This window comes from Nocardia aurea (assembly GCF_003123685.1).
Lineage (GTDB): Bacteria > Actinomycetota > Actinomycetes > Mycobacteriales > Mycobacteriaceae > Nocardia > Nocardia aurea.
This window is the reverse complement of record NZ_QCYJ01000020.1, coordinates 297,505-313,800: the sequence shown is the minus strand read 5'-3', so window position 1 is coordinate 313,800 and position 16,296 is coordinate 297,505. Positions and strand designations below refer to the sequence as shown.

Annotated in this window: 13 protein-coding genes; 9 read left to right on the top strand and 4 right to left on the bottom strand. The window is 67.3% G+C overall.

Annotated features, from left to right (window positions below):
• Positions 1 to 557 precede the first annotated feature (557 nt).
• Together holA and DAT37_RS06685 are read left to right on the top strand one after the other, a co-directional pair.
• Positions 558 to 1,529: a DNA polymerase III subunit delta gene (gene holA / locus DAT37_RS45290; RefSeq protein WP_109523976.1), complete on the top strand. Its 972-nt coding sequence runs from the start codon at positions 558 to 560 to the stop codon at positions 1,527 to 1,529.
• Between the two features lie 134 nt (positions 1,530 to 1,663).
• Positions 1,664 to 3,244 carry an LCP family protein gene (locus DAT37_RS06685; RefSeq protein WP_109523808.1) on the top strand — a complete coding sequence of 527 codons (1,581 nt, stop codon included), beginning with the start codon at positions 1,664 to 1,666 and terminating at the stop codon, positions 3,242 to 3,244.
• A 186-nt stretch (positions 3,245 to 3,430) separates the two neighbouring features.
• Here DAT37_RS06685 and DAT37_RS06680 read toward each other — a convergent pair whose 3' ends face one another.
• The 3 genes from DAT37_RS06680 to rpsT all read right to left on the bottom strand — a co-directional run bounded on the left by DAT37_RS06680 (position 3,431) and on the right by rpsT (position 4,478).
• The gene (locus tag DAT37_RS06680; RefSeq protein ID WP_157978342.1) at positions 3,431 to 3,652 is read right to left on the bottom strand and encodes a hypothetical protein; all 222 of its coding nucleotides are present in this window, start codon (positions 3,650 to 3,652) and stop codon (positions 3,431 to 3,433) included.
• A 147-nt stretch (positions 3,653 to 3,799) separates the two neighbouring features.
• Positions 3,800 to 4,045 carry a hypothetical protein gene (locus tag DAT37_RS06670; protein ID WP_109523806.1) on the bottom strand — a complete coding sequence of 82 codons (246 nt, stop codon included), beginning with the start codon at positions 4,043 to 4,045 and terminating at the stop codon, positions 3,800 to 3,802.
• A 172-nt stretch (positions 4,046 to 4,217) separates the two neighbouring features.
• Positions 4,218 to 4,478: a 30S ribosomal protein S20 gene (gene rpsT / locus DAT37_RS06665; RefSeq protein WP_109523805.1), complete on the bottom strand. Its 261-nt coding sequence runs from the start codon at positions 4,476 to 4,478 to the stop codon at positions 4,218 to 4,220.
• Positions 4,479 to 4,932: 454 nt separating this feature from the next.
• Here rpsT and DAT37_RS06660 point away from each other — a divergent pair, with 454 nt between their 5' ends.
• From DAT37_RS06660 to DAT37_RS06645, 4 genes are read left to right on the top strand one after another with little or no spacing between them, the layout of a single operon-like run.
• Positions 4,933 to 6,552, top strand: a complete 1,620-nt coding sequence (locus tag DAT37_RS06660; RefSeq protein ID WP_408637369.1) for a circularly permuted type 2 ATP-grasp protein — start codon at positions 4,933 to 4,935, stop codon at positions 6,550 to 6,552.
• Positions 6,552 to 7,526 (top strand): alpha-E domain-containing protein, encoded by a 975-nt coding sequence (locus DAT37_RS06655; protein ID WP_109523803.1) that lies wholly within the window; start codon positions 6,552 to 6,554, stop codon positions 7,524 to 7,526. Before DAT37_RS06660 ends, DAT37_RS06655 begins: the two co-directional genes overlap by 1 nt.
• Positions 7,523 to 8,365, top strand: a complete 843-nt coding sequence (locus DAT37_RS06650) for a transglutaminase family protein (protein WP_109523802.1) — start codon at positions 7,523 to 7,525, stop codon at positions 8,363 to 8,365. The genes DAT37_RS06655 and DAT37_RS06650 overlap by 4 nt, the downstream gene beginning before the upstream one ends.
• 46 nt (positions 8,366 to 8,411) lie before the next feature.
• Positions 8,412 to 9,200 carry an aquaporin gene (locus tag DAT37_RS06645; protein WP_109523801.1) on the top strand — a complete coding sequence of 263 codons (789 nt, stop codon included), beginning with the start codon at positions 8,412 to 8,414 and terminating at the stop codon, positions 9,198 to 9,200.
• Positions 9,201 to 9,257: 57 nt separating this feature from the next.
• On the opposite strand, the gene DAT37_RS06640 is transcribed toward DAT37_RS06645, so the two are convergent.
• On the bottom strand, positions 9,258 to 9,809 hold the full coding sequence (locus tag DAT37_RS06640; RefSeq protein WP_109523800.1) for a type II toxin-antitoxin system PemK/MazF family toxin: 552 nt from the start codon (positions 9,807 to 9,809) through the stop codon (positions 9,258 to 9,260).
• A gap of 212 nt (positions 9,810 to 10,021) precedes the next feature.
• Here DAT37_RS06640 and lepA point away from each other — a divergent pair, with 212 nt between their 5' ends.
• The 3 genes from lepA to DAT37_RS06625 all read left to right on the top strand — a co-directional run bounded on the left by lepA (position 10,022) and on the right by DAT37_RS06625 (position 16,293).
• A complete protein-coding gene (lepA, locus tag DAT37_RS06635; protein WP_109523799.1) occupies positions 10,022 to 11,884 on the top strand; it encodes a translation elongation factor 4 in 1,863 nt (620 codons plus the stop codon).
• Between the two features lie 334 nt (positions 11,885 to 12,218).
• Positions 12,219 to 14,390 carry a hypothetical protein gene (locus DAT37_RS06630; RefSeq protein ID WP_109523798.1) on the top strand — a complete coding sequence of 724 codons (2,172 nt, stop codon included), beginning with the start codon at positions 12,219 to 12,221 and terminating at the stop codon, positions 14,388 to 14,390.
• A gap of 79 nt (positions 14,391 to 14,469) precedes the next feature.
• On the top strand, positions 14,470 to 16,293 hold the full coding sequence (locus DAT37_RS06625; protein WP_109523797.1) for a P-loop NTPase family protein: 1,824 nt from the start codon (positions 14,470 to 14,472) through the stop codon (positions 16,291 to 16,293).
• Positions 16,294 to 16,296 lie beyond the last annotated feature (3 nt).

The following is a 16,296-nucleotide window of genomic DNA, read 5'->3' as shown; positions in this document are numbered from 1 at the left end:
GGCGGGACGCCGACGCGTTGCGGGCCGATATCCTCAAGGTCCCGCACCACGGATCGCGCACCACCACGGCGGCATTTCTCGCGGCGGTCCGCCCGCGCCTGGCGGTCGTCTCGGCGGGAACCGGAAACACCTTCGGCCATCCGCATCCGGAGATCCTCGCCGAACTCGGAAACCTCGGCGCCACCGTGTCCCGAACCGACCGTGACGGCGACATCCTTGTCGTCGGATCGGCGACGGGCCCGCACGTCGTGACCTCCCGCCGATCGGGCAGGCCGGGTGTTCGTCGCGCTGTCGGCTCGCCGAACAATCGACCGAAAGCGCCGCGGCGGCCCTGCGGCCGAGTAGTCGATTCCGGAGTCAGCGAGCGCGGCCGTGCCCGATTCCCTCGCCACAAAGCCTGCGATGCGGTGATCTTCCGCCGACCGGGTTGCCCGTGCCGCCGGTCGGCTATGTGTCGGCAATCGGTAGCCCGTGGTCACCCGCCGAGTTCGAGCCGGGAGGGACACGGAACGAGTCGGGTCGGGGAAGTGTCGGCACGAGACCGTAGGATCGCTGCCGTGAGCGAACGTCCCTCGGCGGTCCAACTGGTGCTCGGTGATGAAGAACTGTTGATCGAACGCGCGATCGCGGGAATTGTCGCGCAGGTCCGGGCAGTGGCGCCGGACGGTGACGCGGTGCCGGTCGACCGGCTACGCGCCGGTGACGCGAATTCCGCGGAGCTGGCCGAACTGCTGAGCCCGTCGCTGTTCGCCGAGGACCGCGTGATCGTGCTGGAATCGGCGGCCGAGGCGGGGAAGGACGCGGTCGCGGTCATCACCGCGGCGGCATCGGACCCGCCGGACGGTGTGGTGCTGGTCGTCGTGCATTCCGGGGGCGGGCGGGCCAAGGCGATGGTGCCCGCGTTGCAGAAGGCCGGTGCGGTGACCCACGATTGCGCGAAACTCACCAAAGCCGCCGAACGCACCGAGTTCGTGCGCGCGGAATTCCGTGCGGCGGGCGTGCGGGTGTCCGGCGAAGTGGTGCAGGTGATCCTGGAATCGGTCGGTTCGGAGCTGCGTGAGCTGTCGGCCGCCTGTTCCCAGCTGGCCTCGGATACCGGGGGCAAGGTCGACATCGCGGCCGTGCGACGGTACTACTCGGGCAAAGCCGAGGTCTCCGGATTCGATGTCGCCGAACTCGCGGTCGCGGGGGAGCGGTCCGCCGCGATGGAAGCCCTGCGGTGGGCCAACGACCGCGGTGTCGCGCATGTGCTGCTCGCGGACGCCCTCGCCGATTCGGTGCACACCATCGCGAGGGTCGGATCGGCCGGTCGCGGCGACCCGTTCGCTCTCGCACAGCAACTCGGCATGCCCCCGTGGAAGGTGAAGAAGGCCCAAGCCCAGGCCCGCGGCTGGACACCGGCCACCATCGGCGCCGCCCTCCAGGTGGTCGCGACACTGAACGCCGACGTCAAAGGCGGTGCCGCCGACGCGAGCTATGCCGTGGAGTCGGCCCTGGCAAGAATTCTCGAACTGCGCGGAGCGAGCTGACTCGGAAGTCGTTCCGAGATCGAGGTGAATCGCTGGAGCGCGACAACATCCCCGAACGACCCGCCCTCGGGTAATCGTCGGCGCTATTCGGCAAATGTTCGGCAACATGTGTTGTGCCAGACTGGAAAACGACCATGGATGAGCCGACCACTCCGATTCCGCGAATCGATACCTCCGACCGTGCCGCGCGGCACGGTCGAGTGCGTCGTGCGCGTGAACCGAGGCCGTCGCGGCGATGGTCCGCGCGGCGGATCGCCACGACGGCGGTCAAATTCGTGGCGGGGACGTTGTCGGCGGTCGTGTTGGCGGGGACGGCGGTGGGATGGGCGACCGAGAGCAGTTTCGACGACGGGTTCCTGAGGTCGGACGCGCTCGGCGAGGACACGCCACGCTCGCTCGACGGCGATATGAATATCCTGCTCATCGGGCTCGACAGCAGGAAGGACCAGAACGGCAGGGATCTGCCGAAGGACATCCTCGATCAACTTCACGCGGGCGACGGCGACCAGGGCGGCTACAACGCCAATACCCTGATCCTGGTGCATATTCCGGCGGACATGTCGAAGATCACCGCGGTATCCATCCCGCGTGACGACTATGTCGCCGTGACCGGAATTCCCGGCTATACGCACGCCAAGATCAAGGAGACCTACGGGCTGAAGAAGGCCGTGGTGCAGGAACAGTTGTCCGCGGCGGGCGAAACCGACCGGGTGAAACTCGAACGGGCCGGGCGGGAGGCGGGCCGCGCCTCGGTCATCCAGGCGGTCCGCAATCTGACCGGTGTGCCGATCGATCGGTTCGCCGAGGTAACCCTGTCCGGGTTCTACGACCTGGCGAAGGCACTGGACGGTGTCGAGGTCTGCCTGAACCGGCCGGTGCGCGACGTCGCGTATTCCGGCGCGGACTTTCCCGCGGGTCGCCAGCGCCTCGATCCCGCGCAGTCGTTGGCCTTCGTCCGGCAGCGGCACGGCCTGGAGAACGGCGATCTGGATCGCACCCACCGGCAGCAGGCCTTCCTCACCTCGGTCGCCCTCGAACTGCGCAAATCCGGCACCTTCACCGACGTAAGCAAATTGTCCTCGCTGATGGACGTCGCGCATCGCAATGTGGTGCTCTCCGACGGCTGGAATGTCAGCGATTTCCTCCGGACGGTGGGTTCGGCCCAGAGCCCCGCCGTCGAATTCCGCACCCTGCCGGTGCTGCGGTACGACGTGGTCGACGGCCAGGATGTGAACATCATCGACCCGGCCGCCATCCGCCGCGAGGTGCGTGCCGCTTTCGGCGAGCAGGAGCCGTCGACCCCGCTGGTCCGACCTACCCGCGCCGTCGACGTCGTCAACGCGGGCGGTGGGAAAGGGATGGCGGCCACGGTGTCCGCCGCGCTGGAAACGCGCGGCTATCCACCGGGCACGGTCGGCAACGCGGGTGTGGCGGCAGGTTCGGCGACCACCGTGTACTACTCCGGCGCCGCGGCCGAGGCGGAAGCGCGGCAGCTCGCCGACACCCTCGGCGGGCTCCCGATCGCCGAGTCGTCGGCCGTGTCGACGGATCGACTCGAAGTCGTCATCGGCGCGGATTTCACCCTGCCCGCCGAGCTGACCACCACATCGGTCGCCACAACGCCCACACCGAGCACCGAATCCGCCCTTCCGACACCGAATGCCGGTAAACCCGTCGCGACGATCAGCGGCGACAGCGTGCCCTGTGTGAACTGAGTACTCGGCGGCGTGCGCCGTCGATCTTCACGGCCTCGACAATGCGTCGGTGAATCGGCCGATGTCGTCGATGAACGTGCCGCCGTGATCAACGGAGATGTCGGAGATCTCGCGCGCCTCGTACCGTTCGGCCGGGACCTGGTTGCTGTACTGCCGGCACCTGGTTGCTGTACTGCCGGCACCTGATCATCGGTGGAGCTGTTGCACTGATCCTGGTGCTTCGCCCGAGAGTGCGTCGGCCTCGGTGCCGGTGGTCCGCCAACCCGTCGGCCGGTCGAAGTCGTCGGCGTCCGGGGCGACCATGGCCTGGTCCAGCGCCTCGGCGCGCTCCTTCGAGGTCCGTTCGACGTCGGCGAGTTCTTCGGTCAGTGCGGTGCCGTCGGTGCGTACATTCGTCGTGCCGCACATCGCGGCGTCCACCCGATTGCGGGGCCCTCTCGGTCTCGATGCCGGTACAGGACCCCGATCAGCGGATCATCGTCTACCGCGCGGCCGATCCGGATTCCCGGGTGGCGCTGGGTCGGATCGGAACCGACCCGGCACCGTAGGCGTGGTTCATTCGGCGGCGGTGAGCACTAACTCCTCGTCGTCTTCCGCGTCCTCGTAGCGGCCTTCCCACTCCTCGTACGCGGGTACATCCTCGTCCCGGGTGACGATCCACTCCAGCGAGTAGCCGCCGTCCTCGTCCGGGACCAAGACATTCTCGATTTTCAGCCCGAACCCCAACACCTCGGCCGCCCGGATGACATCCGGCAGATCCTCGGCTCTGACCACAGTCTGATTCGCGTACACGGTTACCATGCGCGGAATCGTAGCGGTCCGCACCGACATCCTGGCTACTACCGGGTGAACTCGTCCGGGGTCGGGCCCATATGTCCCGGTAGATGGGTGCGAGGCACGACAAAAACCGCCGTGGTCATCGAGGCCACGGCGGCTGCGCCACTGCGATCGGTATCGAGCGATACCGGGGTGATCAGATCTTGTTGAGGGCCAGCGCGAGGGCCGACTTCTTGTTGGCGGCCTGGTTGGCGTGGATGACGCCCTTGGAGGCGGCCTTGTCCAGCTTGCGGCTGGCGAACTGCAGGCGCGCGGCGGCAGCTTCCTTGTCGCCGGAATCGGCGGCTTCGCGGAAGCTACGGATCGCGGTGCGCAGCGCGGACTTGACCGACTGGTTACGCTTGCGCGCTTCCTCGTTGGTACGGATCCGCTTCATCTGGGACTTGATGTTGGCCACGCCTGTTTCCTCGTGTTCCTGTCGCTGAGTGGTGTGCTGGGCAGAATGGTTCCGACTAAGCTTTCGCGTGCGACACACCCGGAGTAATCGAGTAACGCAACGCCGAAGATCGAGGGTACCAGCACGGGGACCGGCAGAAGAAATCGGCGGCCCGCCGACCAGGTCGCGGCGGTATCGGCGAGATGCCCGCGGCTACTGACCAATGGGTCTGTTAACCGGACTTTCAGTGTGCGCCGCACAGGTGATGCAAGAAATTTACCTGTGTCACACACAGCATTGCAGCTGGGTGTTGCACGATTTTTGCATGACTCCCGCCTCCCCAACACGTTCGGTCCGATCCGCCCCACCGAACCCGAACGGGTCCAACGGGAGTGTGAACGGCAACGATAGATCCCAGACATCAGGCCTGTTCGAAGGCTATAAACCGGGGCGTTTCGCAGGTGCTTTCGATGAGATGTTCGATGGTTCCGGACGCGTGCGCCAGCCCTACCGTGGCATCTTCCAAGCTCTCGCGCCGCTCGACGTCGGCGATCTGGAGCGCCGTTCGGACGCGTTGGACCGTGCGTTCATCGATCAGGGCATCACTTTCTCGTTATCCGGCCAGGAACGTCCGTTCCCGCTCGATCTGGTGCCCAGGGTGATCGCCGCGGCCGAATGGAACAAGCTAGAGCGCGGCATCAAACAGCGCGTCGTGGCCCTGGAACTGTTCCTCGCCGACGTCTACGGCGAGCAGAACATCCTGCGTGACGGCGTGATCCCCAAACGTCTCGTCACCTCGTGCCAGCACTTCCACCGGGAGGCCGCCGGGCTGGTGCCGCCCAACGGGGTGCGCATCCACGTGGCCGGTATCGACCTGATCCGCGACGAACGCGGTGACTTCCGTGTCCTCGAGGACAATCTGCGCTCGCCGTCGGGTGTCTCCTACGTCATGGAGAACCGTCGCACCATGGCACGGGTGTTCCCCGACCTGTTCTTCTCGCACCGGGTGCGCGCGGTCGGCGACTACCCCGCCTACCTGCTGCGGGCGCTGCGGGCATCGGCGGCGCCGAACGAGGCCGATCCGACCGTGGTGGTGCTGACCCCCGGCGTCTACAACGCCGCCTACTTCGAACATTCGCTGCTGGCCAGGCAGATGGGTGTGGAGCTGGTCGAGGGCCGCGACCTGTTCTGCCGGGACAATTTCGTCTACATGCGCACCACCGAGGGCGAACGTCAGGTCGACGTGATCTACCGCCGCATCGATGACATCTATCTCGATCCGATGCATTTCCGGCCGGATTCGGTACTCGGCGTCGCGGGCGTGCTCAACGCGGCCCGCGCGGGCAATGTGGTGATCTCCAGCGCGGTCGGCAACGGCGTCGGCGACGACAAACTCATCTACGCCTACGTTCCGACGATCATCCAGTACTACCTCAACGAGAAACCGGTACTGCCGAATGTCGACACCTACCGGTGCTGGCTGGACGACGAACGCGCCGAAGTGCTCGACCGCGTCGAGGAGTTGGTGGTCAAACCGGTCGAGGGTTCCGGCGGATACGGCATCGTCATCGGCCCCGACGCGACCCAGCGGGAACTGGACGCCGTTCGTCGCAAGGTGCGGGCCGATCCGCGCGGTTGGATCGCGCAGCCGGTGGTGCAGTTGTCGACGGTGCCGACGAAGATCGGCAACGAACTGGTACCCCGCCACGTGGACCTGCGTCCGTTCGCGGTGAACGACGGTGAGGACATCTGGGTGCTGCCGGGCGGCCTGACCCGGGTCGCGCTGCCGGAAGGCTCACTGGTGGTCAATTCCAGCCAGGGCGGCGGCAGCAAGGACACCTGGGTGCTGACCGGGCGCACCTCGCCCGACGAACGGGAACTGGCGGGCGAGGAGTTGGTGAGCGATCCGCCGCAGTCCGACGCGTTCGAACTCGGCCGTGACCTCACCGCGCACCAGGCCAATCAGCAACAGCAGCAGCAACAGCAGGCCGACCGGCTGTCGGCCACGCAGAACCAGAGCCAGACGCAGAGCCAGACACAGACACAGCGGCAGTCGCGGGGACAGCGGCACGAGACGAACGACGAGGTGCGCTGATGTTGGCTCGCAACGCCGAATCCCTGTACTGGATCGGCCGCTACGTCGAGCGCGCCGACGACACCGCCCGCATTCTCGACGTCGCGGTGCACCAACTGCTCGAGGACGCCACCGTCGATCCCGACCGCACCTCCCGGGTGCTGTTGCGGGTGCTCGGCATCGAACCGCCCGAGGGTGTCCTCGATGTGTGGTCGGTCACCGATCTGGTCGCCTTCAGTCACGAGCACGGCGGTTCGATCATCGACTCGATCGCCAACGCCCGCGAGAACGCCAGGGGCGCGCGCGAGGTCACCTCGAGCGAGATGTGGGAATGCCTGAACGCGACCTATATCGGCCTCGCGGTCACCGAGAAGGCCGCGCGCAGTCTCGGCCCGCACGAGTTCTTCCACTACATCAAGGACCGCGCGGCCATGTTCGCCGGACTCTCCGATTCGACGCTCAGCCGCGACGACGGCTACCGCTTCCTGTTGCTCGGCCGCTCCATCGAACGCGTGGATATGACCGTGCGCCTGCTGCTCTCGCGTGCGGGCGACCGGACCTCCTCGCCCGCCTGGGTGACCGTGTTGCGTTCGGCGGGCGCGCACGACACGTATCTGCGCACCCATCGCGGTGCGCTCGACGCGAATCTGGTCGCCGAATTCATCCTGCTCGACCGGCTTTTCCCGCGCTCGGTCTTCCATTCGGTGCGCGTCGCCGAGAATTGCCTCGCCGAATTGGATCAGCGTCCGAGCAGCCGGGTCGGCGCTCGGCACGAGGCGCAGCGACTCCTCGGCCGGGCCCGCAGCGAACTCGAGTTCCTGCCGCCGGGAGTTCTGTTGGAAGATCTGCAGAATCGCCTGCTGTCGTTGCAGAAGACCTGCCGCGAGGTGAGCGAGGCGATCGCGTTGCAGTATTTCCACGCGGCCCCGTGGGTCGCGTGGACCGACCTGCGCAGCAGCCAGGACAGCCGAGTGCAGGTGGAAGGCGAGCTATGAGTTGGCGGATGCGTGTGGTTCATACCACCGGATATGTGTACGACGCCCCGGTCACCCGGTCCTTCAACGAGGCCAGGCTCACCCCGCGCGCGGACAGCAGACAGAACGTCATCCTGAACCGGGTCGAGACGGTGCCGTCGACCCGTTCCTATCGCTACACCGATTACTGGGGTACTGCGGTGACGGCGTTCGACCTGCACGCCCCGCATATCGAATTGGAGGTCACCGGTTCGTCGGTCGTGGAAACCGAGCCGTTCGCCGGACCCGCCGAGGAACTGTCCTGGGAGGAGATACACGACGAACAACTCGTCGACCGTTTCGACGAAATGCTCTCGCCCACCGCGTATGTGCCGCGTGATCGCAAACTCGACGGCGTCGCCAGGCAACTCGCCAAGGGCGTGCCACCCGCGAAGGCCGTGATCCGCGCGGCCGAATGGGTACACGAGAACATGGAGTACATCTCCGGAACCACCTCGGTGCACACCTCGGCGGTGCAGGCCTTCGCCGAGCACAAGGGCGTCTGCCAGGACTACGCGCATCTGACCCTGGTGCTGTTGCGCAGCATGGGAATTCCCAGTCGCTACGTCTCCGGCTATGTCCATCCGAATCCGGCCGCCGAGATCGGCGAGACGGTGGCGGGGCAGTCGCACGCCTGGATCGAGGCGTGGACGGGGGCCTGGTGGGGTTACGACCCGACCAACAACATCGGCATCAACGAACAGCACGTGTCGGTGGGCGTCGGGCGCGACTACGCGGACGTCACACCGCTGAAAGGAGTGTTCTCCGGCGGCGGGTCCACCGACCTCGAAGTCCTCGTCGAAATCACCCGTCTGGCCTAGCGTGTTGTGCGCCCGTGTTCGCACGGGAAACCAATAGCCTCTGGGTATGTCTCCTACGGCTCAGGAATTCGTCGAGGAAATCGCGGAAGACGGCCCCATTGCCGATGCCAGGAAATGGGGCGCCGAGGCGCTCGGCACCTTCGTTCTGGTGATGGGCGGCGTCGGCACGGCGGTGCTCGCCGGTGATCGGGTCGGCGCGCTCGGCGTCGCCCTCGCCTTCGGTCTCACACTGCTGTTCCTGGTGTACGCGATCGGCCCGATCTCGGGCTGCCACGTCAATCCGGCGGTGACGCTGGGCCAGTTGCTGCTCGGGCGGATCTCGGTCGTCACGGCGGCGGGCTACGTGGTGGCCCAGCTGGTCGGCGCGTTCCTGTCCGGTCTGGTGCTGTTCGCCCTCGCCAAGAATCTGCCGTCCTACAACCGCAAGGTCGACGGGCTCGGAGCCAACGGCTGGGGCGCGCACAGCCCGTCGGCCCAACGCGGACCGGCCGGTGAGGTGGTCGTGCAGAACGGGTACGGCATGGCCTCGATGATCATCGTCGAGGTGATGTTGACCGCGCTGCTGGTGTTCGTGGTGCTCGCCTCGACCGATCAGATCTCCGACGTCCCGCTGGCCGGTCTGTCGATCGGTTTCACGCTCGGGGTCATCCACCTGATCTCGATTCCGGTGGACGGCACCTCGGTCAATCCCGCGCGCAGCCTGGGCGTCGCCTTCTACCAGGAGGGCGCCCCCGGCCAGGTCTGGGCCTTCGTCATCTTCCCGCTGATCGGCGGCGTCCTCGGCGCGCTCGTCTACGGCCTGCTGTTCGGCCGCACCCGCGACATCGTCAGCTGAACCGAACGTTCCAGGGGAGGCCATCCGTGCGCGGGTGGCCTCCTGGCGTCTCCGGTGTCAGCTCCAGTGGTACTCGGCGACCAGGCGATGCGCGACCAGGTCGAAGGTCTTGCGCGCCAGGATCGCGCCTTCGCGGCGGATGCCCGCCTCCGGCACGTCGAGCACGCGGTCCAGGCGCACCCAGCTCGGCCTGCCCTCGTGATCCCAGCTACCGCTGCCGATGCCGACCCAGTTCGGATCGTGGGCGCGATCCTCCTTCGAGGACAGCATGAGGCCGAGCAGGGTCCGCCGATCACGTCCGACGACCAGGACCGGGCGGTCCTTGCCGTTGTTCGGATCCTCCTCGTAGGGGACCCAGGTCCAGACGATCTCACCGGGATCCGCGCGGCCGTCGATCTGCGGGCAGTAGACGATCTGCCGGGCCCGCTCGGCGGTGGGGACGGGCCGTGACGCGGCGGGCCGCACCTTGACGGCCGGGCCGCGGCGGGAGGTCAGGCTACCGACCAGCTTGTCGACGAGCTTGGGTCCCTGCTGCTTGACGATCTTCGGCCCCTGCTCCTTGGCGATGATGCCGAGCTGCTTGCCGATCGTGTTCCAGGTACGGGCCATTCAAGGAGGATAACGGCGCAGTCACGACTTCTCATCCGAGACGTGATTCGCCTGGTGGGGATCGGGATTCGGGACGGACTCCGGCCAGGCCGCAGACCGAAGCCTCCGGTTCGCGGCGCACTCGGCGACGAGGGTGACCTGCGCGAGGGCGATACCGCCGACGGGCGCGACCGGGTGCCCATGGGACGATAGACGGCAGTTTGCCGATACCCATGAGGAGTGGAGTGCCCGCCAGCTTCGCCGACACCACGTTCACCGATCCGTCGCGGATCCGGAACTTCTGCATCATCGCGCATATCGATCACGGCAAGTCGACGTTGGCCGACCGGATGCTGCAACTCACCGGTGTGGTCGAGGAGCGGGCCATGCGCGCCCAGTACCTGGACCGGATGGATATCGAGCGGGAACGCGGTATCACCATCAAGGCGCAGAACGTGCGGCTGCCGTGGCAGGTCGACGGCACCGACTACGTGATGCACCTGATCGACACCCCCGGACACGTCGACTTCACCTACGAGGTGTCGCGCGCGCTCGAGGCGTGCGAGGGCGCGGTTCTGCTGGTCGACGCCGCCCAGGGGATCGAGGCGCAGACCCTGGCCAATCTGTACCTGGCCATGGAGAAGGATCTGACGATCATCCCCGTGCTGAACAAGATCGACCTGCCCGCCGCCGACCCGGACCGGTACGCCGCCGAGATCGCGCGTCTGGTCGGCTGTGAGCCCGACGAGGTCCTGCGGGTCTCGGGCAAGACCGGCGTCGGCGTGCCCGCGCTGCTCGATCACGTGATCGCCCAGGTGCCCGCCCCGGTCGGCGACGCCGACGCGCCGGCGCGCGCCATGATCTTCGACTCGGTCTACGACACCTACCGCGGTGTCGTCACCTACGTCCGCGTGGTCGACGGCAAGCTCACCCCGCGCGAGAAGATCAAGATGATGTCCACCGGCGCGACCCACGAACTGCTCGAGATCGGCATCGTGTCGCCGGAGCCGAAGCCGACCCGGGGACTCGGCGTCGGCGAGGTCGGTTACCTGATCACCGGCGTGAAGGACGTGCGTCAGTCGAAGGTCGGCGACACCGTCACCGCGGCACGCAACGGCGCGACCGACGCGCTCACCGGGTACCGCGAACCGCGGCCGATGGTCTACTCCGGGCTCTATCCCGTCGACGGTTCGGATTACCCGGATCTGCGCGACGCGCTGGAGAAGTTGCAGCTCAACGATGCCGCGCTGACCTACACCCCGGAAACCTCGGTGGCGCTGGGCTTCGGTTTCCGCTGCGGGTTCCTCGGACTGCTGCACATGGAGATCACCCGCGAGCGGTTGCAGCGCGAATTCGACCTCGATCTGATCTCCACCGCGCCCAACGTGGTGTACCGGGTGGAGATGGAGGACGGTGCCGAACACGTCGTCACCAACCCGTCGTATTGGCCGGAAGGCAAGATCCGCAAGGTCTTCGAGCCGATCGTGAAATGCACCGTCATCTCGCCGAGCGAGTTCATCGGTTCGATCATGGAGTTGTGCCAGGGCAGGCGCGGTGAACTCGGCGGCATGGACTACCTGTCCGAGACCCGCGTCGAGATGCGCTACACGATGCCGATGGCGGAGATCATCTTCGACTTCTTCGATTCGCTCAAATCGCGCACCCGCGGTTACGCCTCCCTCGATTACGAGGAGTCGGGCGAGCAGGAATCGCAGCTGGTCAAGGTCGACATCCTGTTGCAGGGTGAGGCCGTCGACGCGTTCAGCGCGATCGTGCACCGTGACGCCGCGCAGGCCTACGGCCACAAGATGACCACCAAACTGCGCGAGCTCATCCCGCGTCAGCAGTTCGAGGTGCCCATCCAGGCGGCCATCGGCTCGAAAATCATTGCCCGCGAGAATATCCGCGCCATTCGCAAGGATGTGCTCGCCAAGTGCTACGGCGGCGATATCAGTCGTAAGCGCAAACTGCTGGAGAAGCAGAAGGAGGGCAAGAAGCGGATGAAGACCATCGGTCGCGTCGAGGTTCCGCAGGAGGCGTTCGTCGCCGCGTTGTCCTCCGACGCCGCTTCGGACAAGCCGAAAGACAAGAAGTAGCACGTCCGCGCGTCGTGAGACCGGCTGGAACGACTTCCGAACATGTCGATCTCCAGCCGGTTCTCGGGCGATCATCAGAATTCTCTCAGCCGCACCGGGCAGGATCCCTGGCGGCGCCGTCCGGTCGAGCCTCTCATCGTGGCTGGTGAGAGCCACTATTCGAAGGGGTGGCGGAATGGTGACACCCACGGAAATGGGGCTACCGTTCGTCTTTCCGCCGTGGCAAGGTTTGGCCGAGAATGTGACAGCTGGGAATTCCGGAAATATCGTAAGGTGATCTTCACTCGGTCGGTCCGGCACGGTGAGGATGCTGGAACCGAGATGTGGAGCTTGCATGACGCGTGACCTGCCCTTCGACGGCGACGAAGCCGAGGCTGCCGACCCGTCCGGAGATACCGCGTATCGCGTCGCGACCGGCGCCGCCCGGGTGGCGCGCGCAGGCGCCTACGTCACCGGCGGCGCGCTGATCGCCTCCAGTGGCGGCGCCCCCGAAACACCCGGTGGCCAGCGCCTGGACAGCTGGAGCACCGGCTGGTCCGGAAATCACGACCCCGAACCGGATCTGCCGAGTCCGGTGGTGACCTTCCCGGACCCGGAACCGAATTCGGTGCCGGTCGCCCCGCACCGACCATCGATCGTCTCCCACGACGAAACCGTCCTCGCCGCACCGTCGCCCGGTGCGGCGAGTGGTGACAGGCAGGCGGCGCTGTTCGGGTCGCCGGAAGAGGACACGGTCGTCGGGTACGGGACCGACAACTTCCCCGGCGCGCCGAGCTTCCTCGACGCCGATGCCAGTGGGTACGACAGCGACCAGCAATCCTGGTCGTCCGACGGTTCCGAAGCGGCGGTGCCGGACTGGATGGCGGGCCAGGGCGGCGGAGCGGGCGGTCCGGCCGGACCGGGTCTGGGATTCGGCCTGCCCGACACCGGCGGATTCCTCAACCCCGGTTCGGATCTGTTCGACTTCGCCAGGCATCACGCGTCCGCGCCGGATCGGGTCGGCGAACTGACCGATACGGTCGACGACAACGCGAATCCGTACGGTTTCGGCCATTCGTCGTTCAACCCGTGGTCGAGCACCACACCGGTCGACGCCGTCGACGCGGCCGAACTGTTCGACGGCATCGGCGATTTCGGCGTCTACGTGGGTGTCGACGCGGGGATGTCGCTGTACACCGAACTCGAGATCGATTTCGGTATCGGACCCAACGGCGCGTACCTGACCACCGAGATGAAGGTCGAGGCCTCGGCCGAACTGTCGATCAAGACCGCCGCGGGCACCAATGTCGGTGAGCAGATCGACAATCTGTCCGATTGGCTCGACAGCAAGGCGACGCCCGGCACGAGCCGTACCGGGCAGGATCAGCACGGAATCGGCGGCAGCGCCAACGGACTCGGCGGTTCGACCGGTCCGGCGTCACTGTCCTCCTCGGCGGTCCCCGCCCCGGCGTCCGCCGTCGCGTCCGCCCCGGCTCCGGCGGCCCCCGCGCCGGTCGCGATGTCGGCCCCCGCGCCCGCGCCGCTCGCCGTCGCCGCGCCCGCCGCGGTCGCCGCCCCGGTGGTCGCGACCCCGTTGCAGACCACCATTCAGCCCGATGCCGCCAACTCGCCGATCGCGAACGTGATCGCCGCGCCGACGGGGCCCTCGCCGCTGACCGCGCCCGCCGCCTCGGTTCCCGTGCTCTTCGAGCAGGCGGTGCGGCCGGTGCCGACCACCCCCGTGGTGCACACACCGACCGACAAAGGCGCCGATTCCACCTACTCGCCGCCGTCACCGGTGGCCAAGGTTCCGACGACGATCACCCAGACCGTGCCCAGCCCGACGCTGCCCGATCGCACGACCACGGATCCGGACACCGTCACGCTGCCGGGCTCGACGATCACCACGCCGCCGGGCCTCGGTGGGCGGCCGAAGCCCGATTCCGACCACGACGGCCACACCACCGCGCCGAGCGTGACGGTCACCACCCAGCCCGCTCGTCCGACGACGCAGCCGACCACCCCGGACGACGACGTGACGACGCCGGGCAGCGGCGGTAGCGGTCCGGGGACGGCCACCGGCGGCGCGGGCACGACCCAGCCGAGCGCGCCGACTCCCACCCGTCCGTCGGCCGAGGCGCCGAGTGCCGAGGTGCCGAGCGTGTCGCTCCCGACCCAGACGCAGCCGTCGAGTCCGCACAATATTCCGACGCAGGCGCCGCTGCCGACGGCGGACGTCGATGTGCCGAGCGTCGATGTGCCGACGGTCCAGATCCCGACGCCCGATCTGCCGACCCCGGCTCCGGCCACCCCGGTCAAACCACTGCCGGTCGCCCCCAACGGGCGGCCCGTCAGTGATCAGCTGGATTCCTCGCACGGATACACTGCCACACAGTTCGTGCCGGAAGCGGACCACTCGGCGGTTTTCGCCGCAGGTGGCCTGTCGGCCGGTCTGCTACCGGAAACCGGACTGTACGGCGATACGGACGCGGTCCACGGCACGCTGGACCACCACACGTTGTTCTAGCGGAACAGCGGGTGCGAACGTCGGGACACGCCAACAGGTGCCGTCTCACCGAGATCGTCGACCAGGGTTAGGAGGAGGCTTGTCTGCCGCAGCCGGGCTGGAGTCCGCGACGGTGAAACACCCGGACGCGATGGCGCCACTCATCCGGATCCTGGACGAACTGCGGGAGATGACCCGGGCGGCGGGACGCGACGATCTCACCGGCCGCCTGGCCATGGTCAGGGCTCGCGTCGGTGATCCACGGGTGCGACTCGTGGTCGTCGGCGAGCCGAAGAACGGAATGAGCACCCTGGTCAACGGCTTGGTCGGGGCGCAGGTCAGCGCCACCGACAGTGCGCTGAGCGTGCCGGTGATCGCCGAATACGGCTCGAGATCGACCGCGACGCTGGTGCGATCGATCGGCGGCGGACGCACCGAACGGGTGCCGGTCGACCCGCTCGACCCCGAGCCCGCGCTGCGCGCCGAGGGCGTGATCCGGGCCGAATTCACCGAGCCGAGCCCGCTGCTGGCCGACGGCGTCGTGGTGATGGACGCACCCGGCGCCCCCGTCGACGAGCACATCACCTGGTCGATGATCGCCGCCGCGGACGCGGTGCTGTACGTGGTCGACGCGGGCCGCGAACTCGGCGCCGAACAACTCGGGTATCTGGAACGGGTGCGGCAGCTGTGCCCGACCGTCATCTGCGTGCTGAACAAGATCGACATGTACCCGCACTGGGCCCATATCCAGCAGCGCGACCGGGAACTGCTCGACGGGGCCGGCCTGAGTTTCGCGGTCGCGCCGGTTTCCGCGCTGCTGCACCGGCAGGCGACCTCGACCGGAAACTACCAGGGGGCCGGGAACTACCAGCGCGATATCGAATCCGGGATGCCGCAGCTGATCGATCATCTGCGCGATTACGTGGTGGCGCGCGCCGATACGGTCGCGCTGGAATCCGCCGTCCGCGATATCCGGTTGGTGAGCGATCACCTGGCGATGACGTTGCACAGCGAGGCCGAGGCGCTGCGTGATCCGCGTCGCAAGGCGCAGATCACCGAACAACTCGGCGCCGCACGCGATCAGGCCGAACAGCTGCGTCAGCGGACCGCCAACTGGCAGGTCACCCTGGTCGACGGCAGCACCGAGTTGATGGCCGATATCGAACACGATCTACGCCACCGGCTACGGAGCCTGGTGCGCGATGCCGAAGCCGAGATCGTGCAGACCGATCCGGCCCGCGGCTGGAAGGAATTCGCCACCGATCTCGACGCGCGGATCTGCGAGGCGGTCGAAGAGAATTTCGTGATGGCCCACTACCGCTCGGTGGAATTGTGCGAGCAGGTCGCCTCGAAGTTCCCGGCCGACAACAGGACCCCGGCCCTGGCCGATCTGCGCCTGGAGAATCCGGGGGAGGTACTCGGCTCGGTCGCCCCGCTCGAACCGCTCGAGAGCGCGAAAGCCGGTGTCACCCAGCAGTTCCTGTCCGGTCTGCGCGGCTCCTACGGCGGCATCCTGATGGTCGGTCTTGCCACGAGTCTGCTGGGAATGTCGCTGGTGAACTGGTATTCGGCGGGCGCGGGTGTGCTGCTCGGCGTGAACGCGCTGTGGGACGACCGCAAGAACCGCATCCAGCGCCGCCGGGCCGAGGCCAAGGTCGCGGTCGCGCGTCTGATGGACGACGTGATCTTCCAGGTGAGCAAGGAATCGCGTAATCGTTTGCGCGCCATGCAACGTTCGCTGCGCGACCATTTCACCGATATCGCGACCGAGACCATGCGCACCGCCGACGACGCCCTGCGCGCCGCGGAGGAGGCGTCGGGCAGATACGGCGACCGTCGCGAGGACCGCATCGCCGAACTCGACGGCAAGCTGGGCGAACTGCGCGGCGTCCGGGATCGCGCCGACCGGCTGATCGGCGTGTGAGCC

Excerpts from the sequence above, each read along its gene's own strand:
- DAT37_RS06640 (WP_109523800.1), bottom strand. The coding sequence starts at position 9,809 with ATGGCCCGTACCTGGAACACGATCGGCAAGCAGCTCGGCATCATCGCC.
- DAT37_RS06645 (WP_109523801.1), top strand. The coding sequence starts at position 8,412 with ATGTCTCCTACGGCTCAGGAATTCGTCGAGGAAATCGCGGAAGACGGC.
- DAT37_RS06655 (WP_109523803.1), top strand. The coding sequence starts at position 6,552 with ATGTTGGCTCGCAACGCCGAATCCCTGTACTGGATCGGCCGCTACGTC.
- DAT37_RS06670 (WP_109523806.1), bottom strand. The coding sequence starts at position 4,045 with ATGGTAACCGTGTACGCGAATCAGACTGTGGTCAGAGCCGAGGATCTG.
- DAT37_RS06650 (WP_109523802.1), top strand. The coding sequence starts at position 7,523 with ATGAGTTGGCGGATGCGTGTGGTTCATACCACCGGATATGTGTACGAC.
- DAT37_RS06685 (WP_109523808.1), top strand. The coding sequence starts at position 1,664 with ATGGATGAGCCGACCACTCCGATTCCGCGAATCGATACCTCCGACCGT.
- DAT37_RS06630 (WP_109523798.1), top strand. The coding sequence starts at position 12,219 with ATGACGCGTGACCTGCCCTTCGACGGCGACGAAGCCGAGGCTGCCGAC.
- DAT37_RS06680 (WP_157978342.1), bottom strand. The coding sequence starts at position 3,652 with ATGTGCGGCACGACGAATGTACGCACCGACGGCACCGCACTGACCGAA.
- DAT37_RS06660 (WP_408637369.1), top strand. The coding sequence starts at position 4,933 with ATGTTCGATGGTTCCGGACGCGTGCGCCAGCCCTACCGTGGCATCTTC.
- lepA (WP_109523799.1), top strand. The coding sequence starts at position 10,022 with ATGAGGAGTGGAGTGCCCGCCAGCTTCGCCGACACCACGTTCACCGAT.